A 20,444-nucleotide genomic window follows, 5' to 3' on the forward strand; every position below is an offset into this window, starting at 1 on the left:
CTACTGAGGTTCGAGACCGAGGTCTTCGAGACCAATGGCATAGAAGTAGGGGTAGCCAGCAGTCTCAATGCGCTGACGAGCATCTGTCGCACGGTCGACGACCACAGCAACACCAGCAATCTCGGCGCCAACCTTCTCGAGAGCTTCAATAGCTTTCAGTGGTGAGCCACCGGTTGTCGAGGTGTCTTCAAGAACAACGACGCGCTTGCCCACCAGGTCGGGTCCTTCAACCTGACGACCCCGGCCGTGATCCTTAGGCTCCTTGCGCACAACAAAGGCGTCATAGGTCAGGCCCTGGGCAGCGCCCTGGTGAAGCACTGCGGTTGCGATGGGGTCTGCGCCCATGGTGAGACCGCCCACAGCGTCCACATCGGGAATCTGCGCCAGCACGTCCAACATGACCTGTCCGATCAGTGGGGCAACGCGGTGATCCAAAGAAATCTTGCGCATGTCCACGTAATACGTGGCCTTCTTGCCGCTGGTGAGCGTGAAGTCACCGTGGAAGACGGCTTCTTCTTTAATGAAGTTGATCAGCTGTTCGCGTGCAGAAGTCATGACTTCAGTTTATCGGCCCCGAGAGAGCCGATATATCTAGTGGGCGAGAGGCTCAAGAGGAACGATGTCCTCATCTTCGGGACCGGGGGTTCCTGCGATGTGTTCTTTCCGTCCCCGCGTGGGCATCTCCACGATCACCATGGCGGCGACCATAAATGCCCCGCCGATGATGGTCTTCAGCGCCAGAACTTCTTGTCCCACACCAACCGAAACAACTGCTGTGAAGACGACCTCGAGGGTCAAGATGATGGCAACTCTAGAGGGCTCCATCTGGGCTTGCGCCCAGGTCTGAACAAAAAAGCCAATAACGGTGGCAAAGATCGCAGTGAATAGCACTGCCATCCAGACGTCAACCGTGGGTGGGCCTTGATAGCCATCGGGCAGGGCACCGATCCAACAGACCACTGCGACGAAGAGCAGCTGGACAAATGTCAGCGCATAGGAATCAAGTCCTGAACTAAAGCGCCCCAAGCCCACGATGTGCAGGGCATAGAGAACAGCACAGATGATTCCCCAGATCTGACCAACCTCGATAGAGACACCCGTGATGGAGATAAGACCCAGACCAATGAGTGCCAGCACGGCACCAATTGCTACCTTGATTCCCACCTTGCGGCGGAAGATCAACCAACCCAGCACGGGGGTCAACACAACGTAGGTTCCGGTGAGGAATCCCGTGATGGCCGCGGTGGTCATCTCGAGTGCAATGGTCTGGGTGACGTAGGCCAGGCCCAGCACAACTCCCAGCACAGCTCCCACAGCAAGCATCTTGCCCTTGAGTGCAAGGATCACCTTGGGTTTGATCACCAACATGATTGCGGCAGCAATAGTGAAGCGAATAGCGAGGAAGTCGAAGAAGGGCTGCTGCTCAATTGCCGGCTTCATCACGACAAAGGCAACGCCCCACATCGCAGCCACTGAAACCAGTGACCACAATGCGAGGCGAGATGTCTTCATCCCTCCAGCCTAGTTAGGCGGAAGGAGTGCGGCGACGAATGGGAGTGTCATCGTCACCATCGTCGTCAACGACGAGGGTGTCAAAGACGGGCTCCTTGGAGACCGGTGCTGAGGCAGTGACTCCTGCCTTGGCGGCCTTCTTCTCAGCTCGCTTTGCCTTGCGCTTCTCGCGGCCACCTTCAACCAGGTTGTAGATGGTGGGAAGAACAATCAGGGTCAGCAGGGTCGAGGAGATCAGACCACCGATAACCACAATGGCCAGCGGCTGCGAGATGAATCCGCCGGAGCCGGTGATACCGACAGCCATAGGAATCAGCGCGAAGATGGTTGCCAGTGCGGTCATCAAAATCGGACGCAGACGGCGGATGGCACCCTCACGGAGAGCATCTGAGACGGCCAGACCCTTGTTGCGGTACTGGTTGACCAAGTCGATAAGCACGATGGCGTTCGTCACGACGATACCGACCAACATCAGCAGACCGATGAAGGAAGGAACACCGAGTGGAACACCGGTGATGACCTGGAGACCAATCGCACCAGTTGCTGCGAAGGGAACAGAGATGAGCAGCAACAGTGGCTGCAGCAGAGAACCGAAGGTGGCAACCATGATGATGTAGACCACGAGGATGGCAACAAGCAGAGCAATACCGAGCGAGCTAAACGCCGCAGCCTGGTCTGCGCTGACGCCACCAATCTTGGCGGATGCACCCGAAGGCAGATCCACGTCCTTGAGAGCCTTGGTTACTTCAGCAGTAGCTGTTCCCAAGTCTTCACTGTTAGGTGTAACCGTCACTGTTGCACTGCGCTGACCCTTGACGGTGGTCACGGTGGCAGGGCCATCCTTGACCGTGACAGTTGCCAGGGTGTCCAGAGGAACGAGTCCCTTGGCGGTAGGCACGGTCAGAGCAGCAAGCTCTGCTTCTGTGGTGGGGGGATCATTCGAGGCGATGTAGATGTCCAGGGTGGTTCCCTCGATTACAACAGTGCCGATGGTGGTCGGGCGCATGGCCTGAGCAACATAGCCGGCGAGCGCGACCTCAGAGAAGCCGGCAGCTGCAGCGTCATCACGGTTGACCGTGACGGCGATGTAGGGGCGAGCCTCGGTGAGGTTGCTGGTGACCTGCTTGACGGCAGGAAGTGAACGCATGCTCTTGTCGACGGCTGCTGCAGCCTTGTCCAGTGATTCCTGGTTAGGTGCAGTGATGTCGATAGCAATGTCGCTCGAAGCGCCGAAGCCGCTCTGAGCGCCCACGGTAATGGTGTCCTTGTCAGCTACCTTTTCGACAGCTACGCGAGCAGCGTCCTGAATCTTCTGCTGGTCACCGCCATCCTTGGTGGTGACGGAGAAGGTGATGGCGGTGTCGCCGCCGCCAACGAAGGCGTCACGCAGTGCGTTTCCGGAAGAACCAATCGAGACCTGAACAATCTCAACACCATCTGTATCGAGCAGGGCACCTTCAATATCGGTAGCCATCACGTCCTGAGCTTCCAGGCTGGTGCCGGGCTTGATGGCTTCGGTCACGGTGAAGGTGTTTTGACCAGAGGAGCCCAAGAAGTTGGTCTTCATCAGCGGCAGAATTGCGCCAGTTCCAACCAGAACCAGGACAGCCAAGATGATCGTGGTGACCGAGTGCTTGAGGGTCCAATTGATAACGGGCAGGTAGCCCTTCTGGAGGAAGCCAGGCTTCTCTTCTCCAGCAAGCTCAGCAGCCTTTGCCTTCTCAGCACGCTTACCGGTCTCAGAAGGAGCACGGAGGAACCAGTAGGCCAGCACAGGAACGATGGTGAGAGAGACCAGCAGTGACGCAACAAGTGCGATGGTCACGGTCAGTGCAAACGGACGGAACAGCTCACCGGTGATGTCACCGACGAAGGCCAGCGGCAAGAACACAGCAACGGTGGTTGCGGTCGAGGCGGTAATAGCGCCAGCAACTTCACGGACAGCGTCCACGATGACCGTGGCGCGGTCCACTCCAGGCACCAGACGGCGCTTGATGTTCTCAATGACCACGATGGAGTCATCGACCACACGGCCGATGGCAATTGTCAGAGCACCCAGAGTCAGGATGTTGAGGGTGTAGTTCGCTGCCTGGAGACCGATGAAGGTAATCAGCACCGAGGTGGGGATGGAGATGGCGGTCACCAGGGTGGATCTGATCGACATCAGGAAGATCAGGATGATGATGACAGCGAAGAGCAGACCAAGCAGACCTTCAGTGGTCAGAGATTCGATCGACTTCTCAATGTAGGGAGCCTGGTCGAAGACGGTGGTGAAGACGGCGTTGTTGCCGAGGCTCTTTTCCAGGGTGGGAAGAACCTTGTTGACGGCCTTGGACACATCAACAGTGTTTGCTCCAGGAAGCTTGGTCACCGCAATAGTGAGCGCAGGTTTTCCATTCACGCGAGAAAGAGTGGTGGTGGGTGCGTCGGTGAGAGCAACAGTCGAGACAGATCCGATGGTGATAACACCAGGACCGTTAGCACCGGTAATAGGCAGAGCGGCAATGGCATCAACAGAGTTGATGCGCTCACCAATCTGAACCGAGAGCGTCTGATCGTTCTCGGTGATCTCACCGGCAGGAATCAGGAGGCCGTTGGCATCCAGGGTGTCCTTGATCGACGCGGTGGTCAGGCCCTGTGCACGGAGTTCTGCCTGGTTGGGCTCGATGGTGACGCGCTTCTCGGGTGCACCGAGGAGTGCAGCATCACGAACGCCTTCGACGTCCTTGATTTCAGCCAGCGTTGAGGAGCGGAGAATGTCGGCCAGCTCGAGTGTGTCTAGATCGCTGGATACCGCAATCTGCATGACGGGGAAGTCACTGAACGATCCGGAAATGACCTGAGGGTCAACATCGGTGGGCAGCTGTGACTTGATGCGGTTGATGGCCTGGTTGATCTTCTGCTCAGAGATGATCAGGTCGGTGCCATAGGTAAAGGACACCGAGATGAGGCTCAGGTTGGTGCTGGATGTCGCGGTGGTGTTTTCGATACCCGGAACACCCTGGATAGCTGTTTCGATAGGACCAGAGACATCCTGGTTCACGACTTCAGGTGCAGCACCTGGGTAAACAGTGAGGACAGCCAGCTGCGGGAACTGCACGCTGGGTGCCAATTCCTGCTTGAGGTTGGTTAGTGCAAGCCCTCCGAAGATGGCTACAACAATGGTCACCAGCGCAATGAGGGCGCGGTTTTTCATACTGGCTTTAGCTAAGAAATACACAAACAACAGTCTGGCAGTTCTTTATAACGAAAAAATGTGAGTTCTCTACCGGGTGAATCGGCGTAAAGTAGCTCTTCGTGAGTCCTGAAGATACTGGTACTGGTTCTATCCCTGAGTCAAAGTCACCTAAGCGTTGGATTATTGGTGACCCGCTGCCGACAGCGATGCTGGAAGGCGAGCTGCTCAAGAAGCGCATCGCGCTTCCCATCTTCGCGAGTGACCCGCTCTCCTCGGTGGCCTATGCCCCGCAGGAACTCTTGATGATTCTGCTCATCGGTGGCCTCGCATTCCTCAGCTTTGCCCCCTGGATTGCTGCCTGCGTCATCTTGCTAATGGTTGTGGTCATTGCCAGCTACCGCCAGCTCATCAAGGCTTACCCTTCCGGTGGTGGTGACTACGAAGTAGCTCACAAGAACTTGGGTGAGAAATCTGGTGTTGTTGTCGCTTCGGCTCTGCTCGTCGACTACGTGATGACCGTGGCAGTGTCGGTCGCCTCTGGTGTCGACAACATCATTTCGGCTATTCCAGAACTTGCACCTGAACGTGTGCTGCTGGCCATCGTCTTCGTGATCATCCTGGCTGCTATCAACCTGCGTGGTGTGCGCGAGTCCGGCAAGGCCTTCGCTATCCCCACCTACTTCTTCGTCACCAGCGTCTTCATCATGATCGTGGTGGGCATCACTCGCACCCTGATGGGTGACGCTCCCATTGCTGAGTCCGCTCAGTACATGGTCGAGGGAGAAAGCATCGCTCAGGCAGCACTGATTCTGCTGTTGCTGCGTTCCTTCGCCAGTGGGTGTGCTGCACTGACCGGTGTGGAAGCAATCGCCAACGGTGTTCCTGCTTTCCGCGTTCCCAAGATTAAGAACGCACAGATCACTCTTGTCGTGATGGGCGCTATCGCCATTACCCTCTTCGCTGGTTTGATCACCATGGCATTCATCTCGAATGTTCACTATGCAGAAAGTGCCTGCCAACTTATTGGATATGCCAACTGTGAAACGGTGCCTCAGCGCTCGCTGATTGCTCAGATTGCAGCTGCGACCTTCGGTAATAACACCGTGTTCTTCTATGCCATCCAGGCTGGTACTGCACTGGTTCTGTTGCTAGCTGCGAATACTGCATTCAACGGCTTCCCCCTGCTGGGTTCTGTTCTTGCTCACGATGGTTACGCACCCAAGGCTCTTGAGACCCGCGGTGACCGTCTCATCTACTCGAACGGTGTGATTGCACTGGGCTTGGCTGCAATTGTGATTCTGGCGGTCTTCCGTGCAGATCTCACTCAGCTCATTCAGCTCTACATCATCGGTGTATTCGTTTCCTTCACCCTCGGCCAAACCGGCATGGTGGTGCACTGGACCAAGCTGCTGAAAACCAAGCCTGAAAACTCAGGAAGCATTCATCGCTCTCGTCTGATCAACATCACCGGAGCCACGTTCACCGCAACCGTTCTCATCATCGTGACGATTACTAAGTTCACGCACGGTGCATGGATTGTGTTCGTCACAATGCCGATTCTCTACTTCCTCATGATCGGCGTGAACCGTTACTACCGTGACGTCGAAGCAGAAGTCACTGTGGACGCAGAAACTACCTTCGGCGCCAAGGGTGACCACGCCATCGTGCTGGTTGGCAAAATGCAAAAGCCCATCCTCAAGGCCATCGACTACGCCATCGCTGCCCGTCACGATTCCATCGAGGCTGTGCACGTGTCGATCAATGAGCTCTCTACGGCCAAGCTGGAACTCGACTGGATCCGTCAGAACATTCACCTGCCGCTGCGCATCATCAGCTCGCCCTATCGCGACCTGAGCTGGCCACTGATTCAGCACATTCGCGAACACCGTGCAACGCATGGTTCTGAGATTGTGACTGTTTACCTTCCCCAATACATCGTGGGTCACTGGTGGGAGCACGCGCTCCACAACCACAAGGCTCGTCGTCTCAAGATGAAGCTCATGATGGAGCACGGCGTTGCCATTGCACTTGTGCCCTGGCTGCTTGACTCCACCGACATCATCTACGGTCGCCGTTCACGTCCAGTTCCTGGACAGTCTCGACGCGGTGAGCCCGTGCGCCCCATTGCGCGTAAGCCTGTCACGCCGGCTAAGCGCACCAAAGACGACCAGTAGCTGAAACCTAGCTTCGTGAAAAAAAATCTCCTTCCGGTTGCGATCGGTGGTGCCATTGGCACCGCCTTACGCATCTTGTTGGACATCATGCTCAGCCTCATCTTCTTCACGATGTCGCTGGTCAGCTTGATGGTGATCAATGCCATTGGTTCTTTCCTGCTCGGTTTTCTCGTGGCAGGCATCTGGACCAGGCCGAAGACTCCGCACTGGATGAAGTTGGCTGTGGGCCCTGGTGTGCTGGGTGGCTTCACCACCTTTTCTGGCGTGATGCTGCAAGCGCTGCTGATTCAAAACCCCTGGACAACCGCTGGCTATCTTGCTCTGTCTATTGGAATGAGCCTGTTCGCAGCCCTTCTGGGCATGTGGGTGGGCACACCCTTTGCGAAGAAGAGCATCACGAAGCGAAGGGTGAAACGATGAATTTCATTTCCCTCTTCCTGGCGATCATTGCCGGTGGTGTGGGCGCAGGACTGCGTTATGCCAGCACGTCCATCCTCCCGACAAAGAAGGACGGCTTCCCTCTTGCGATCTTTGCCGTGAACGCAGTCGGTTCATTGTTGGTGGGCTTACTCACAGCACTGATGGCGAATGCCCTCCTCGCTCCCGAAGTGGGGTTTGTGCTGATTGCAGGATTCTGTGGAGGTCTCACCACCATGAGCACCTTCGCGGTGGAGTCCATTGAGCGGTTACGCGCAGGGCACTGGATGCAAGCCGGTCTCAACATAGTGGGTAGTACTGCGGTTGGCCTTCTCGCTGTCGGAGCTGGTTACCTTCTTGGTGGCGGTCCCCTCGGCTAAACAGGCGAAAGCCAGTGTTAGACTTACGCTTAGATTTTTCCTAATGGTCATCCGGTGAATTTTTCCCGGTTAGCAAGGTAAGGGGTTACGCATGGGGCGTGGCCGTCAAAAAGCGAAGCACACTAAAGTTGCGCGCGAGCTGAAGTACTTCAGCCCAAACACTGACCTCTCTGCACTTGAAAAAGAGATCGGTCACGTTTCTGAAGGTGACGAACTCATCGACAAATGGGCTGACCTCTACCCCGATGACGAAGATGAGGAAAGTGAAGCTGCGGCTTCCGCCTAACTACTTCTTTTTCAGCCTTCGGACTGAACTCTGAATCGCAACGCCCAGCAACAGCAATCCAAAGAGCTGTGCTGAGAGTTGATCCGGCAAGATAAATGCCAGCGCGACTCCACCAAACGATGCGGCCACGGCAGCAATGCCCACGATGACTCCATCTGTGAGCACAACGAGACCTGCCCTGAGGTTGGGGATAGTTCCGGCAATCGCCGTGGGCACCATCGCCAGCAACGAGGTTCCCTTAGCCAGTAACGGAGCTAACCCAAAGAAGCTCATGAAGACCGGCACGGCAATAACACCGCCGCCGATGCCGAGCATGCCGGAGGCAACTCCCATAATCAGACCCAAGCCGATCAGTCCAGCACCTGAGAGGAACGTCAGTTCGAAACTGCCCTGGGTTTGTTCGGTGACAAAGAGCAATCGCGCAGCCTCAATCACCATCATGGTGATGAAGGTCCAGTGAATGACCGCCACGGGAAGAACTCGCAACAACTTGGAGCCAAACGGGGCTCCAACAATTGCGCCGATGGCAACGAGCACAGCAACTAAAACATCAACCTGGTGATTGCTGGCATACGTAATCGCGCCCACAAGCGAAGTGGGAACAATGGCAAGCAGTGATGTGGCAGAAGCTCGCTTCTGGTCAAACTTCGCCCATGCCATGAGCAGCGGAACCATGATGATGCCGCCGCCAACACCAAAGAAGCCAGAGAGAAACCCTCCGACAGCGCCGGTGATAAGAAGAGGAATCAGCACGGCAGTGGGGAACTAGTTAGCGTAGTTGCCAACCAGGCGCACTGCGCCACCGTTGACGCCCTTAGCGCCCTGTTCAAAGCCAGTGAAGTCACGCTCAGAAGTGGAAACCATACCGACAACCCACGAAGGAATACCGAGGCCAGATAGCTTGCTCACGACGGCAGAAGCAGAACCTGCGCTGACGACGGCGAACATGCCCACGCCCAGGTTCCAGGTTCCTTCCGTGCTCTCGAGAGTGTCACCAGAGAGAGACGTCAGCACGCGGAAGACGTTGCTAGGTGACCAGGTCGAGCGGTCTACTTCAACCCAGGAACCGACGGGAAGCACACGAGCCAAGTTAGCTGCAATGCCACCACCGGTGACGTGGCTGAGCGCGTGCACGCTGCCAGCCAGGGCTGGGTCAGCGAGCACCTCAACGAGAGGACCGGTGTAAAGGCGAGTGGGCTCGAGGAGAACCTCGCCCACCACACCACCAAAGTCAGCAGAGTTGTCGGAGTAACCAAGCTTGTTCTCAGCCAGGATGTGGCGAACAAGCGAGTAGCCGTTGGAGTGCAGACCGGAAGATTCCATCGCGATAACAACGTCACCGTTGACCACGCGCTCGGCACCCAGAAGATCTACTGCTTCGACAACACCGACAGCGGCACCCGCTACGTCATAGTCGTCAACACCAAGGAGACCTGGGTGCTCTGCGGTCTCGCCACCGACGAGTGCGGTGCCGGTTGCGGAGCAGGCATCGGCGATGCCCTTCACAATGGCGGCAATGCGGTCAGGGTAAACCTTGCCGCAGGCGATGTAGTCAGTCATGAACAAGGGGCGTGCGCCGCAGACGATGATGTCGTCCACAACCATGCCGACCAGGTCCTGACCAATGGTGTCGTGCTTGTCCAGAGCCTGAGCGATTGCCACCTTGGTACCCACACCATCAGTGCTGGTTGCGAGCAAGGGGCGATCAAAAGATTTGAGGAAAGTGACGTCAAAAAGTCCCGCGAAACCGCCTACGCCACCGAGTACTTCAGGGCCATGCGTGGCCTTAACCGAGGCCTTCATGAGTTCGACCGCGAGGTCACCGGCAGCGGTGTCTACACCCGCACGTGCGTAGGAAGAATTCTGGCTCACAGGGTCAAGTCTATCCTCAGGAAAGATGTGCCAGACTTGACTAGGAACTCGACAGAGCTCCTTCACGCCCCTCGACTTTCAGGAGCTCCCACCGCACATGTGTGGCATCGTCGGAATCGTCTCTACTGAGCCGGTCAATCAGCAAATCTACGACGCACTGTTGCTTTTGCAGCACCGCGGTCAGGACTCCACCGGTATCGCAACGGCAGATGATTCACACCTGCACATGCACAAGACCAAGGGTCAGGTGCGCGAGGGTTTCCGCACACGCGACATGCGCACCCTGGTAGGTAACGTTGGCCTCGGTCACGTCCGCTACGCCACTGCTGGTGCTGCGGCTAACGAAGAAGAGGCGCAGCCTTTCTACGTCAATGCCCCCTACGGCATCATCTTGGTTCACAACGGTAACCTCACCAACACCCGTGAACTCACCAACGACCTGTTCCGTATTGACCGTCGTCACGTGAACACGTCGAGCGACACTGAGCTTTTGCTCAACGTCCTCGCTACCGAACTCCAGGGAACTGTCTCGGGAACCGAACTCGGTCCCGAGCACGTCTTCACCGCAGTAGAAAATCTTCACAAGCGCGTGGAGGGCTCTTATGCCACCATCGCGATCATTGCAGGTCACGGCCTTTTGGCCTTCCGCGATCCGTTTGGCATCCGCCCGCTCATCTTGGGTCAGCGCGCCAACGAGAAGGGCAAGTTCGACTACGTCGTTGCGTCCGAATCTCTCGTTTTGGAATCCGGTGGCTACGAAATCGTGCGCGATGTTGAGCCCGGCGAAGCCATCTTCATCACCAAGGATGGTGAACTCTTCTCACGCCAGTGCGCAGAGAACCCCATTCTTCGTCCCTGCTCGTTCGAGTATGTGTACCTCGCTCGTCCCGACTCCGTGATGAACGGCATCTCGGTTTACGAAACTCGTCTACGCATGGGCGACCGCTTGGCAGCCACGGTTGCTCAGTATGCGCCTCTGGGTGACATCGATGTGGTTATGCCTATTCCTGACTCTTCACGACCTTCTGCCATGCAGGTGGCTCGCAAGCTGGGGGTGGAATACCGCGAAGGTTTCTTCAAGAACCGTTACGTTGGTCGCACCTTCATCATGCCTGGCCAGGCTCAGCGCAAGCGTTCCGTCCGCCAGAAGCTCAACGCTATGTCGGCAGAGTTCAAGGGCAAGAACGTCCTCATTGTGGATGACTCGATTGTGCGTGGCACCACCTCTCGCGAGATCGTGGAGATGGCCCGTGCTGCTGGAGCAAACAAGGTGACCTTCACCTCTGCTGCTCCTCCAGTTCGTTACCCCCACGTCTATGGCATCAACATGCCGTCGCGTCAGGAGCTCATCGCTCACGGTCGCAAGATTCCTGAGATTGCTCAGGAACTTGGCGCAGACCACCTGATTTATCAGGAAGTTGCGGACATGGAAGCGGCCATCATGGAAGGCTCCAAGCTCACCGGTCTTGATGTCAGCTGCTTCACCGGCGACTACGTCACCGGGACCATCACCCCTGAGTACTTGGACTGGGTCGAGCGTAACCAGCTGAGCTAGTTCAAAAAGGACTAGTCCTTGGTGACAGCGATTTTCTCTGCTGTTGCCTGAGTGACGTGGCGCGAGAAGTAGCGATCCACAATCAACGCGAAGATCAAGCCGAGGGTCCCACCCACGGTTCCCGTGATCAACAGCATGAAGCCGAAGATCTGCGTCAGAGTGAACTCACTCTCATTTGGCAACGCAAAGGTGAGGATGAGTGCTGCGAGGATACCCAAGATAATTCCGGTGACCATGAAGGTCAGGAATTTAGGGGCTCTGCGAACAGTGACCTGTTCGGTGGTGACCGTCTCTTTTTCGCTCATGTCACCATTGTGCCAGTGGTAGCTGAGAACTCAGATTGCTGCGCACGCCAGAGGCACTGATCTTTCCCTCGTCATAGGCAGCTGCCCAGCTCACTGAGCCCGTTGCCAGCGCAATCCAGGTGGGTGAATCCATCTCCACCACATTCGGTGGGGTTCCTCGAGTATGTTCTGGCCCTTCCACGCACTGGATAGCACCGAAGGGAGGAACACGGAGTTCCACCGTGTGACCGGGTGCTGCGTCACTCATCAACTGCAAGAGATATCGAACCGCTCCGGCAACATCTTCTCGCGCTGACGAGCCAGCGAGAACAGCAACAACAGCTGCACGTCCCTCAGTGGGATCAACCCGTGGCTTCGCCATGGCTTAGGCCGAGCGGGATACGACGTGCTCTGCGAAGGCAGAAAGTGCCTGCTTGACAGCACCTGCAGGCAAAATGTCCAAGGCGGCAACAGCTTCTGCTGCCCAGCGACGAGCCTCTTCGCGAGTGGCCTGAGTAACCGGGTGTGCATAAAGCTCAGCGATAGCGAGCTGAAGGTCAGCATCTGCTTCAGCAGAGGCGTCATCCGCGTCATCGCGGATGCGAGCGAGCAATGCAGCTGCGGCTGGATCAGTCGCAGCTTGCTGCTCAAGCAAAAGAGTAGGGAGAGTGGGAACGCCTGCACGCAGGTCAGTACCGGCCTGCTTGCCGGTGGCAGCAGATTCAGGAGAGAGGTCAAGCACGTCATCAGCGAGCTGGAAGGCCACACCGATCTTGTCGCCGAACTCCACCATGGCGTCTTCGTATTCCAAAGGTGCACCGGAATACACAATGCCGCAGCGAGCTGCTGCAGAAATCAGCGAACCTGTCTTGTCAGCCAGGACCTGGATGTAGTGGGATACAGGGTCTTCATCGGGTCGAGGACCGATGGTTTCGTGCAGCTGGCCCAAGCACAGGCGCTCAAAAGTCTCTGACTGCAACAGCATCGCCTTCTGGCCCAAGCGAGTCATCAGGGTGCTGGCACGAGAGAACAGAAGGTCACCAGTGAGGATCGCTACCGAGTTGCCCCAGACTTCGTGTGCACTGGGAACACCGCGACGAAGCGGAGCTTCGTCCATGACGTCATCGTGATACAGCGACGCGAGGTGAGTTATCTCGATGGCCTGTGCAGCTGTGATCACGTCAGGAGTTGCGCCATTACCCAGTTGAGCAGTGAGCAAAGTGAGCATGGGGCGAACGCGCTTGCCGCCTGCGCCAAACAAATAGCGACCAGAAACATCAGCCAGAGCATCAGTGAAGTGAAGCTCTTTGCTCAAGCCTTCTTCAATGGTGGCAACGCCCGCATCGATAGTCTCAGCGAGCTGCTTGGACTCAGGTGATGCAAAAAGTCTTTGGCGCAGTGAAAGATGACCGGTGACTCCGGCTACTCCACTCACGCTTGCGTTCACCCGTTCAGCCTAGTCCTGCTCAGGCGACGGGCTTAATGCCGCGGTGTAGGGCAACCACACCAGCGGTGAGGTTGCGGTAGGCCACGTTCATGAAGCCGGCCTCACGGATCCAGGTCGCCAGCGTGGCTTGGTTGGGCCAGTCTTCGATCGAGTCTGCGAGGTAGGTATAGGCCTCAGTGTTTGAAGAGGAATACTTTGCCACCATCGGCATGACCTTGCGCAGATAGAAGTTGTAGCCCGCACGAATAGGTGCAGCAGGTGGGGTCGAGAACTCACAGATCACGATGCGCCCACCAGGCTTGGTCACGCGATAGAGCTCAGCAAGTGCCTTCTTGGGCTCGACAACATTCCGAAGACCGAAAGACATGGTCACTGCATCAAAGCTGTTGTCGGCAAAAGGAAGCTTGGTGGCGTCAGCTTCGACGAATTCAACGAGAGGATTTGATCCGTGCTTCTGGCGGCCCACTTCGAGCATGCCGGGTGAGAAATCTGCAGCAACAACGTGTGCGCCTGACTTTGCCAGTGCCACAGAGCTCGTGCCGGTGCCTGCTGCAAGGTCCAGGACCCGCTCAGATGCTTGGGGGTTCACTGCACGGGTGGTCGCGATGCGCCACAACAATGCATTTCCTGCGGAAAGCAGGTTGTTGGTGACGTCATAGCCAGCGGCAACGTCATCAAACATTGCCGAGACGGCTTCGGGCTTCTTAGAAAGGTCAGCTGTAGTCACAAGAGAAGTCTACGGCTCCGGCGTAGGCTGTCTCGGGTGAGCTTGTCAGCAACCCGTGGTCTTCGTGTGGAGTCGGTTCGATTAACCGTCTCCCCCGAGTTGCTCACCCTGCTCAGCGTCGACTCACCACTGCTGTGGTGGCGACGCGGTGACGGCCTGGTCGGCATTGGAGAAGTAGAAACCCTGTCCTTCTCCGGTAAGACCCGCATCAAGGATGCTGGGGCTGCTTGGCGTGAGGTTGCTGCTGCTGCAACAGTGACCGATTCGGTCAATGTTGCCGGCTCCGGCCTGATGGCGTTTGGAACGTTTGCCTTCCGCTCCACCTCTGAAGTGCCCAGCGTGTTGATCATCCCTCGACTGATTGTGGGGCAACGAGCTGGAGTCACGTGGCTGACTCGTATCGGTTTCGCTGATGAAGCAGCTGATGCTCTTACTGAAAACTTAGCGGAACAACTGTTGGCAGAACACATCACTGCAAGCACACAGCTCGGAGCTGCACCCGTTGTACATCTCTCCCCTGCTTCGCTCTCTGAAGAGGGCTTCACCTCTGCTGTGAACAAGGCCATTGAGCGCATTGATGCTGGAGAGGTTGAGAAAGTAGTTCTCGCCCGTGAACTCGAGGGCACGCTTGCGGGCACTCAGGATCTTCGCGTTGCCATCAACCGCCTTGCTGACAGCTACCCCGACTGCTGGACCTTTAGCGTGGATGGCCTATTTGGTTCCAGCCCCGAAACCCTCATCACAGTGCATGGCCGCAAGGTCACCGCACGCGTGCTGGCAGGTACCGCCCGTCGTGGCAGCGACACTGCCACCGACATTGCGAATGCAGCAGAGCTTGCCTCGAGCCACAAAGACCTGGATGAGCACGGCTTCGCCACTCGCTCGGTAGTCAACGCCTTGACCCCCTATGCCGAACAACTCACCGTCAGTGACGCCCCTTTCACTCTGAAGCTTCCTAACCTCTGGCACCTCGCCACCGATATTGCGGGCACCCTTGCCAGCGGATCTAACTCACTCGACCTTGTCTTTGCTCTTCACCCCACGGCCGCAGTGGCAGGGACACCCACAGTTGCTGCCGTTGAAGTCATTGATGACCTCGAGCCTTTTGACCGTGGCCGCTATGCCGGCCCCGTCGGCTGGATTGGCGCAGACGGCGATGGCGAATGGGCCATCGCGCTGCGCTGTGCTCAGCTCTCTGGCTCCACCGTCACTGCCTATGCAGGCTGCGGAATCGTGTCTGACTCTGTTCCTTCAAAGGAACTGGTGGAAACAGAAATGAAATTCCGTCCCATCGTGGATGCGCTGAGCTAGAAAGCTTCTAGCGCTTGAGTTCGACCTCGACGAGTTCAGGACCATCACCGGCACCCGTTAGTGCGCGTTCCAGCTCACTCACGGTGGAGACTTTGGTGTATCCCCAGCCATAGGCTGCGGAAAGAGATTCCAAGCTGACCTGTTGTGGGGTCAGGAAGACGCGGTCCATGTTTTCTGCCGAGGCAGTCTGGCCAACTTCCAGCGCATCAAAGATGGTTCCGCCACCGTCGTTGCCCACGATCACCTGAACGCGAGGGCGTTCTTCCTGAGTTCCAAAAAGCATCGAGCCTGCATCATGCAGGGCAGCAAGATCGCCAACCACAATGCGGGTCAGAGCATTCTCTGTTGCTAACGCAATACCAATGCCTGTTCCGATAGTTCCGTCGATGCCGGCAAGCCCACGGTTGGCGTGGACAGTGATCTTCTTGCCGCCCACAAACTTGTCTGCCACGCGAATCAAACGAGATGCCGCAAAGACAAGACGATCGTGTGGCCAGGTTGAACGCCAGACGGCATCCACCAGCAACTCCCGAGAAATCTTCACTCTCGAAGCCGCAAGCTCTGCAGCCAAGAATGCCTTCTTCTCGTCGATGCTCTCAGAGCGTGACGCCGTCACGTTCGGAGCAGTGGCGAGGGCAGCATCAATCGCAGTTGATTCATAGCGCTCAAATGCGTCACGGCCACTGAGGATCCACAGGCCGAGCCAGTCAGTGTTTGTCTCACCTGGTTCCACTGTGACGTCATTGACGAAAGAAGAGACATTGAGACCAGGGTTATAGCCCTCGGGTGCTGCACCGCGAACAACGATGGTTTGGATGCCGGTGCTGGAGTCCCCAATCAGCGCAGGAATTTCACGACTGAGCGTGGGGTGGCCAAAGACCACAATGCGCTCGACGAGTCTGGTGAGCTCAGGATTGGAGAGTAGCTCCCGGTAGGCAGGGATGAGGTTGCGTCCGTAGCGTGAACCACTGGTGACCTCAGCGATGAGAGGCCACCCACCTTCATGAGCAACTTCTTCAGCACGTGGACCTGCATCAGCGCCAGCAATGACCAGAGTGTTTGGACCACGGTTGAGCTCCAGAGAAATACCAGGCTCAACAGGTCGCAAGGACTGAATGAGGAGTTCGACCGGGCGAACGTCAATCGTGCTGGAGAGTGGCTCACGGAATGCCACATTGAGATGAACAGGACCAGGTGCGTAGTGATCAGTTGCGGCGTAGAAGGCATCATTGGCCAGCTCAGCACCACGGCGTTCTGCAGTCGCACCGGGAACAGGTGCGGGTTCGTCCACGCTCAAGCGAACAGCGGGTCCAAAAATGTCATGCTGGTGAGTGGTCTGGTTGCTGCCAATTTCACGCAGTTCTTCAGGACGATCAGCGGTGAGAACAATCATCGGCACACCTGCATGGTGTGCTTCGAGAACGGCAGGGTGAAGATTCGCCACTGCCGAACCTGAGGTGGTGATCACAACGGCTGCTGTGCGGGTTTCTACCGCAAGGCCGAGGGCAAGGAACCCAGCAGCGCGCTCATCGATACGCACGTGAAGCTTCACATCGCCGCGACGTTCTAGTTCGGCTGCCACCAAAGCAAGTGCTTGTGAACGAGCACCTGGAGAAAGAACGATGTGCTGCACGCCGAGTTCCACTACATGAGTAAGGAACTCTGCAGCGAAAACGGAAGCGGGAGCTGGTTTAGCCACGGGGACCATCGCTGGGTGGATCAGTGTTCAACCCTCGAAGGAAATCGATGTCGTCATCTGGAGCGACGGAACCTCTCTTGGAACCTGGGCCATTCTTGCGTCCACGTCCCACCGTAAGCCAAAGAATCGATCCCACCACCGGCAGGATCAAGATCAATACGATCCACAAACCCTTGGGAACTCCGCGCACACGGAAGCGGTCGATGAGAATGGCATCGACAAGACAGAACACCATGAGTGCCACAGCGAGGGCAGCGAGGACGATCAGGACGCGGGTCATAGTGCTACCAGTCTAGGTTGGCTCCCGAGTAGCTCACAGCCCCGCCGGTTTAGACTTGGGATGTGAAGAAATCGACATGGTTCTGGTTCAGCCTGATGCGCTTGGCAGCTTTTGCAGTCCCCCTAGCAATCATGCTTCTGCTGGGAATGACTCCTTGGATTGCAGCTGTGCTCTCCGCCATCATCGGTCTCTGTGTTTCCTACATCTTCTTCGCGAAAACTCGTAATGCATTATCTGAATCGCTTTATGAGAAGCGGACTGCCAAAGCGGTCAATCCTTACAAGGACGCTGACGCCGAGGATGCAGAAGTTGAAGCTGGTCTAGCTAAAGAAAGCAAAGGCAAAGCCTAAGCCATACAGCAGTCCAGTCAGGCTGGATAGCTTCAACGCCAGGATGTATTCCTGCGGAGTCTTGGCCATGACCGTGATCAAGCACGCGGGCAGTGCAGCCAACAGTGCAAACAGGGTCAGCAATGCTGCGGTGTAGAAGAGGCCTACGTAGATGACGATTCCAAAAGGAATCAACATCAAGATGCAGAACAGAACCGCTGAGGGTGTACGACCCATACGAACGGCAAGAGTTTTCTTTCCAGCCAGAGTGTCAGTGGCAATATCGCGGATGTTATTCACGACCAGAACGGCACAGGAAATCAATCCAATGCCAATTCCACCCAGCAGGCTTTCCTGACTGAAGGTGCCGGTTTGGACATAGGTCGTGCCCAGAGTTGCCACTAGTCCGAAGAAAATGAAAACCATTACTTCACCCAGGCCGGCATAGCCATAAGGGCGACGGCCTCCGGTATAGAACCAGGCAGCAACAATGGCAACAGCACCTACTGCCAACATCCACCAGGCACTGGTGAGAATCACAATGGCAATTCCGGCAACACCTGAGAGAGCAAAGAAGGCGAGTGCAACGGATAAGACCTTCTTGGGATCTGCGGCACCTGAGCCGGTCAGGCGGGCAGGTCCGACTCGGTAGTCATCAGTGCCCCGCACCCCATCGGAGTAATCGTTGGAGTAATTGACACCAATCTGCAATGCCAAAGCAACAACCAAACAGAGCAGAGCAACAGGAGCGTTGAACTGCTCGGTGATGGACGCGGCTCCCGAACCAATAGCAACAGGGGCAAAGGCGAGAGGAAGGGTTCGAATGCGTGCACCCGAGATCCAATCAGCTGCCGTTGCCTTGCGAGGTTTGTGGGAGACGGAACCGTGGTGCTTCTTGCTGGTCTTACTCATACGTTCGAGCCTACTTCTGCGTCGCAGCGAATGCAGACAGAGCGAGCAGGTCTGGCTTGCCTGAGCTCAACCGTGGAATCTCGTCGATGAAGCAGACAATCTTGGGTGCTGCAACGCGACCCAGCTCAGCAACAATGGCGTCATAGATCTGCGCTGAGAGCTCGGCACTGTGTTCAACACCAGGCACAACAACAGCGGGGCGAACACCCCATTCCGAATCTGGAATATGTATTGCCAACGCCTGAGAACAGCCTGCAATCGCCCGAACTACCGCCTCCACAGCATCAAGGTCAATCTTGAGACCGCCGGATGTGATCACTCTATCGATACGCCCGAGGACTGTAAGCACGCCGTTTTCTAGGCTTCCTGCATCTCCAGTGTGATACCAGGTAACTCCATTCCTGTTTTGGAATGTATCTGCAGTGCGCTGTTCATCAGCCACGTATTCAGTCGCAAGCTGTGGTGCTGAGATGAGGATCTCGCCCGAGTCTTCAGCTATTTCCACACTGACCCCCGCAAGCGGAACACCGTCATAAACACAACCACCGGATGTCTCGCTCGAGCCATAGGTGGTGACAATCTTGACGCCCAGTGAATCAGCACGCTCGCGCAGTTCAGGTTCAAGAGCTTGTCCGCCAATCAGAACAGCATCAAGGGATCGCAGGAGCTCCAGAGCATCTGTGCTGTCTTCTGCTTCATCGAGCACACGTGCCAGTTGAACAGGGACAAGTGCTGTGTAGCGGCGCTCTCCGGTCATCTCGCTGACGGAGTGCAAGAAGGTACGCGCATCAAAAGGACCACTGGGCATGTACACCGGTTCTGTGCCTGACTCAATTGATCTCACAAGTACAGACATGCCTGCGATATAGGTCAGTGGCAATGCCAGTAACCATTGACCTGCTCCACCCAGACGTTCGTGTGCTGAAACCGCGCTGGAACGAAGTGCCGCTGCGCTCAGTGCCACCGTCTTCGGTTTTCCTGAGGTGCCCGATGTCTGGATGAGCAAAGCGGTTCCCTCAGGAGCTTCGGTCAGCGGAGTCTCACCTGCAGCAACCATCCGTGAAGCACGTGCATCCCGAACGAGTACTGCTGGACCGTTGTTGCCCAGAGCATCAGAGAGTGCGGCAAACACCTGTTGCGGCGCAGCCGCATCACAGAGCACCACAGCTGTCATGTGAGACCTAGTAGTGCCAGGGATAAGGCGACCAGTCAGGTTCGCGCTTCTGTAAGAAGGAGTCGCGTCCTTCCACTGCTTCGTCTGTGCCATAGGCCAGACGGGTAGCTTCACCAGCGAAGACTTGTTGTCCCAAGATGCCGTCGTCAGTTGCGTTGAGCGCAAACTTCAGCATGCGGATAGCAGTGGGGGACTTTGTCATGATAGTGCGTGCCATAGCGAGGGCTTCAGTTTCGAGGTCTTCGTGTGCAACAACGCGGTTGACTGCACCCATTTCATACGCACGCTGTGCGCTGTATTCCTCGGCAAGGAAGAAGACTTCGCGAGCAAACTTCTGGCCAACCTGCTTGGCAAAATAGGCACTGCCATAACCGGCATCGAATGAGCCCACGTCAGCATCGGTCTGCTTGAAGTGTGCGTGCTCACGGCTGGCGATGGAGAGATCGCAGACCACGTGCAGTGAATGTCCGCCACCGGCAGCCCAACCAGGGATCACAGCAATGACAACCTTGGGCATAGTGCGAATCAAGCGCTGCACTTCAAGAATGTGTAGACGACCGGTTCCGGTGGAGCCGTCGGCGTATTCATAGCCTGCCTTGCCGCGGATGCGCTGGTCGCCGCCTGAGCAGAATGCCCAGCCGCCATCCTTCGGGCTGGGGCCATTGCCGGTAATGAGGACAACGCCCACCTTGCTGTTCTGACGGGCATCGTCGAGTGCGCGGTAAAGCTCATCAACCGTCTGGGGGCGGAAAGCATTGCGCACCTCGGGACGGTTGAAGGCAATACGAGCCACCTGTCCGCGCACGTCAAGGTGGTAGGTGATGTCCGTGAAGCCTTCTGAGCCAGGTGCAACAACCCACTGCGTGGGGTCAAAGATGTCCGAAACGGGAGATGCCATGCCTCCAGC

At 56.7% G+C, this 20,444-nt stretch carries 21 protein-coding genes; 7 read left to right on the plus strand and 14 right to left on the minus strand.

Annotated features, from left to right (window positions below):
• The 3 genes from pyrE to M2118_RS07895 are packed head-to-tail and all read right to left on the minus strand — an operon-like array spanning position 1 to position 4,708.
• Positions 1–555 (minus strand): orotate phosphoribosyltransferase, encoded by a 555-nt coding sequence (pyrE, locus tag M2118_RS07885; RefSeq protein ID WP_280795396.1) that lies wholly within the window; start codon positions 553–555, stop codon positions 1–3.
• Positions 556–591: 36 nt separating this feature from the next.
• Positions 592–1,512, minus strand: coding sequence for a DMT family transporter (locus M2118_RS07890; protein WP_280795397.1), 921 nt, complete (start codon positions 1,510–1,512; stop codon positions 592–594).
• Between the two features lie 13 nt (positions 1,513–1,525).
• Positions 1,526–4,708, minus strand: a complete 3,183-nt coding sequence (locus M2118_RS07895; protein WP_280795398.1) for an efflux RND transporter permease subunit — start codon at positions 4,706–4,708, stop codon at positions 1,526–1,528.
• A gap of 188 nt (positions 4,709–4,896) precedes the next feature.
• Here M2118_RS07895 and M2118_RS07900 point away from each other — a divergent pair, with 188 nt between their 5' ends.
• The 4 genes from M2118_RS07900 (at position 4,897) to M2118_RS07915 (ending at position 7,947) form a co-directional block, all read left to right on the plus strand.
• Positions 4,897–6,864, plus strand: coding sequence for an APC family permease (locus tag M2118_RS07900; protein WP_280795448.1), 1,968 nt, complete (start codon positions 4,897–4,899; stop codon positions 6,862–6,864).
• A 15-nt stretch (positions 6,865–6,879) separates the two neighbouring features.
• Positions 6,880–7,284, plus strand: coding sequence for a fluoride efflux transporter FluC (locus M2118_RS07905; RefSeq protein ID WP_280795399.1), 405 nt, complete (start codon positions 6,880–6,882; stop codon positions 7,282–7,284).
• On the plus strand, positions 7,281–7,661 hold the full coding sequence (locus M2118_RS07910) for a fluoride efflux transporter FluC (protein WP_280795400.1): 381 nt from the start codon (positions 7,281–7,283) through the stop codon (positions 7,659–7,661). Before M2118_RS07905 ends, M2118_RS07910 begins: the two co-directional genes overlap by 4 nt.
• A gap of 91 nt (positions 7,662–7,752) precedes the next feature.
• The gene (locus M2118_RS07915; RefSeq protein ID WP_280795401.1) at positions 7,753–7,947 is read left to right on the plus strand and encodes a DUF3073 domain-containing protein; all 195 of its coding nucleotides are present in this window, start codon (positions 7,753–7,755) and stop codon (positions 7,945–7,947) included.
• On the opposite strand, the gene M2118_RS07920 is transcribed toward M2118_RS07915, so the two are convergent.
• The gene (locus M2118_RS07920) at positions 7,948–8,700 is read right to left on the minus strand and encodes a sulfite exporter TauE/SafE family protein (protein WP_280795402.1); all 753 of its coding nucleotides are present in this window, start codon (positions 8,698–8,700) and stop codon (positions 7,948–7,950) included.
• Positions 8,701–8,712: 12 nt separating this feature from the next.
• The gene (gene purM / locus M2118_RS07925) at positions 8,713–9,819 is read right to left on the minus strand and encodes a phosphoribosylformylglycinamidine cyclo-ligase (RefSeq protein WP_280795403.1); all 1,107 of its coding nucleotides are present in this window, start codon (positions 9,817–9,819) and stop codon (positions 8,713–8,715) included.
• Positions 9,820–9,916: 97 nt separating this feature from the next.
• On the opposite strand from purM, the gene purF reads away from it, so the two are divergent.
• A complete protein-coding gene (purF, locus tag M2118_RS07930; protein WP_280795404.1) occupies positions 9,917–11,374 on the plus strand; it encodes an amidophosphoribosyltransferase in 1,458 nt (485 codons plus the stop codon).
• Positions 11,375–11,385: 11 nt separating this feature from the next.
• Here purF and M2118_RS07935 read toward each other — a convergent pair whose 3' ends face one another.
• Genes M2118_RS07935 through ubiE form a run of 4 tightly spaced genes read right to left on the minus strand, consistent with a single transcriptional unit; the run spans position 11,386 to position 13,832 of the window.
• Positions 11,386–11,679 carry a hypothetical protein gene (locus M2118_RS07935; RefSeq protein WP_280795406.1) on the minus strand — a complete coding sequence of 98 codons (294 nt, stop codon included), beginning with the start codon at positions 11,677–11,679 and terminating at the stop codon, positions 11,386–11,388.
• Between the two features lies 1 nt (position 11,680).
• The gene (locus M2118_RS07940; RefSeq protein WP_280795407.1) at positions 11,681–12,040 is read right to left on the minus strand and encodes a sterol carrier family protein; all 360 of its coding nucleotides are present in this window, start codon (positions 12,038–12,040) and stop codon (positions 11,681–11,683) included.
• Between the two features lie 3 nt (positions 12,041–12,043).
• The gene (locus tag M2118_RS07945) at positions 12,044–13,105 is read right to left on the minus strand and encodes a polyprenyl synthetase family protein (RefSeq protein ID WP_280795408.1); all 1,062 of its coding nucleotides are present in this window, start codon (positions 13,103–13,105) and stop codon (positions 12,044–12,046) included.
• 19 nt (positions 13,106–13,124) lie between these two features.
• Positions 13,125–13,832 (minus strand): bifunctional demethylmenaquinone methyltransferase/2-methoxy-6-polyprenyl-1,4-benzoquinol methylase UbiE, encoded by a 708-nt coding sequence (ubiE, locus tag M2118_RS07950; protein ID WP_280795409.1) that lies wholly within the window; start codon positions 13,830–13,832, stop codon positions 13,125–13,127.
• Between the two features lie 36 nt (positions 13,833–13,868).
• Here ubiE and M2118_RS07955 point away from each other — a divergent pair, with 36 nt between their 5' ends.
• Entirely contained in the window at positions 13,869–15,143 is a 1,275-nt protein-coding gene (locus M2118_RS07955) for an isochorismate synthase (RefSeq protein WP_280795410.1), read from the plus strand.
• Positions 15,144–15,150: 7 nt separating this feature from the next.
• Here the strand turns inward: M2118_RS07955 and menD are convergent, their stop codons facing one another.
• The gene (menD, locus tag M2118_RS07960; protein ID WP_432418398.1) at positions 15,151–16,851 is read right to left on the minus strand and encodes a 2-succinyl-5-enolpyruvyl-6-hydroxy-3-cyclohexene-1-carboxylic-acid synthase; all 1,701 of its coding nucleotides are present in this window, start codon (positions 16,849–16,851) and stop codon (positions 15,151–15,153) included.
• Positions 16,835–17,122: a PLD nuclease N-terminal domain-containing protein gene (locus M2118_RS07965; RefSeq protein ID WP_280795412.1), complete on the minus strand. Its 288-nt coding sequence runs from the start codon at positions 17,120–17,122 to the stop codon at positions 16,835–16,837. The genes menD and M2118_RS07965 overlap by 17 nt, the downstream gene beginning before the upstream one ends.
• Before the next feature lie 62 nt (positions 17,123–17,184).
• On the opposite strand from M2118_RS07965, the gene M2118_RS07970 reads away from it, so the two are divergent.
• Positions 17,185–17,472 (plus strand): DUF4229 domain-containing protein, encoded by a 288-nt coding sequence (locus M2118_RS07970; protein WP_280795413.1) that lies wholly within the window; start codon positions 17,185–17,187, stop codon positions 17,470–17,472.
• Here M2118_RS07970 and M2118_RS07975 read toward each other — a convergent pair.
• From M2118_RS07975 to M2118_RS07985, 3 genes are read right to left on the minus strand one after another with little or no spacing between them, the layout of a single operon-like run.
• Positions 17,443–18,363 carry a 1,4-dihydroxy-2-naphthoate polyprenyltransferase gene (locus tag M2118_RS07975; RefSeq protein ID WP_280795414.1) on the minus strand — a complete coding sequence of 307 codons (921 nt, stop codon included), beginning with the start codon at positions 18,361–18,363 and terminating at the stop codon, positions 17,443–17,445. The genes M2118_RS07970 and M2118_RS07975 overlap by 30 nt on opposite strands.
• A gap of 10 nt (positions 18,364–18,373) precedes the next feature.
• Entirely contained in the window at positions 18,374–19,630 is a 1,257-nt protein-coding gene (locus M2118_RS07980) for an AMP-binding protein (RefSeq protein WP_280795415.1), read from the minus strand.
• Entirely contained in the window at positions 19,545–20,435 is an 891-nt protein-coding gene (locus M2118_RS07985) for a 1,4-dihydroxy-2-naphthoyl-CoA synthase (RefSeq protein WP_280795416.1), read from the minus strand. Before M2118_RS07985 ends, M2118_RS07980 begins: the two co-directional genes overlap by 86 nt.
• Positions 20,436–20,444: the final 9 nt, after the last annotated feature.

The sequence above is a fragment of the Aurantimicrobium minutum genome (assembly GCF_029892845.1).
GTDB lineage: Bacteria > Actinomycetota > Actinomycetes > Actinomycetales > Microbacteriaceae > Aurantimicrobium > Aurantimicrobium minutum_B.

What these genes read in the sequence shown, in the direction of transcription:
- M2118_RS07940 (WP_280795407.1), bottom strand. Translation starts at nt 12,040, where the DNA reads ATGGCGAAGCCACGGGTTGATCCCACTGAGGGACGTGCAGCTGTTGTT.
- M2118_RS07915 (WP_280795401.1), top strand. Translation starts at nt 7,753, where the DNA reads ATGGGGCGTGGCCGTCAAAAAGCGAAGCACACTAAAGTTGCGCGCGAG.
- M2118_RS07935 (WP_280795406.1), bottom strand. Translation starts at nt 11,679, where the DNA reads ATGAGCGAAAAAGAGACGGTCACCACCGAACAGGTCACTGTTCGCAGA.
- M2118_RS07890 (WP_280795397.1), bottom strand. Translation starts at nt 1,512, where the DNA reads ATGAAGACATCTCGCCTCGCATTGTGGTCACTGGTTTCAGTGGCTGCG.
- M2118_RS07980 (WP_280795415.1), bottom strand. Translation starts at nt 19,630, where the DNA reads ATGGCACAGACGAAGCAGTGGAAGGACGCGACTCCTTCTTACAGAAGC.
- pyrE (WP_280795396.1), bottom strand. Translation starts at nt 555, where the DNA reads ATGACTTCTGCACGCGAACAGCTGATCAACTTCATTAAAGAAGAAGCC.
- M2118_RS07910 (WP_280795400.1), top strand. Translation starts at nt 7,281, where the DNA reads ATGAATTTCATTTCCCTCTTCCTGGCGATCATTGCCGGTGGTGTGGGC.
- menD (WP_432418398.1), bottom strand. Translation starts at nt 16,851, where the DNA reads ATGGTCCCCGTGGCTAAACCAGCTCCCGCTTCCGTTTTCGCTGCAGAG.
- M2118_RS07975 (WP_280795414.1), bottom strand. Translation starts at nt 18,363, where the DNA reads ATGAGTAAGACCAGCAAGAAGCACCACGGTTCCGTCTCCCACAAACCT.
- M2118_RS07895 (WP_280795398.1), bottom strand. Translation starts at nt 4,708, where the DNA reads ATGAAAAACCGCGCCCTCATTGCGCTGGTGACCATTGTTGTAGCCATC.
- purF (WP_280795404.1), top strand. Translation starts at nt 9,917, where the DNA reads ATGTGTGGCATCGTCGGAATCGTCTCTACTGAGCCGGTCAATCAGCAA.
- M2118_RS07985 (WP_280795416.1), bottom strand. Translation starts at nt 20,435, where the DNA reads ATGGCATCTCCCGTTTCGGACATCTTTGACCCCACGCAGTGGGTTGTT.
- M2118_RS07965 (WP_280795412.1), bottom strand. Translation starts at nt 17,122, where the DNA reads ATGACCCGCGTCCTGATCGTCCTCGCTGCCCTCGCTGTGGCACTCATG.
- M2118_RS07900 (WP_280795448.1), top strand. Translation starts at nt 4,897, where the DNA reads ATGCTGGAAGGCGAGCTGCTCAAGAAGCGCATCGCGCTTCCCATCTTC.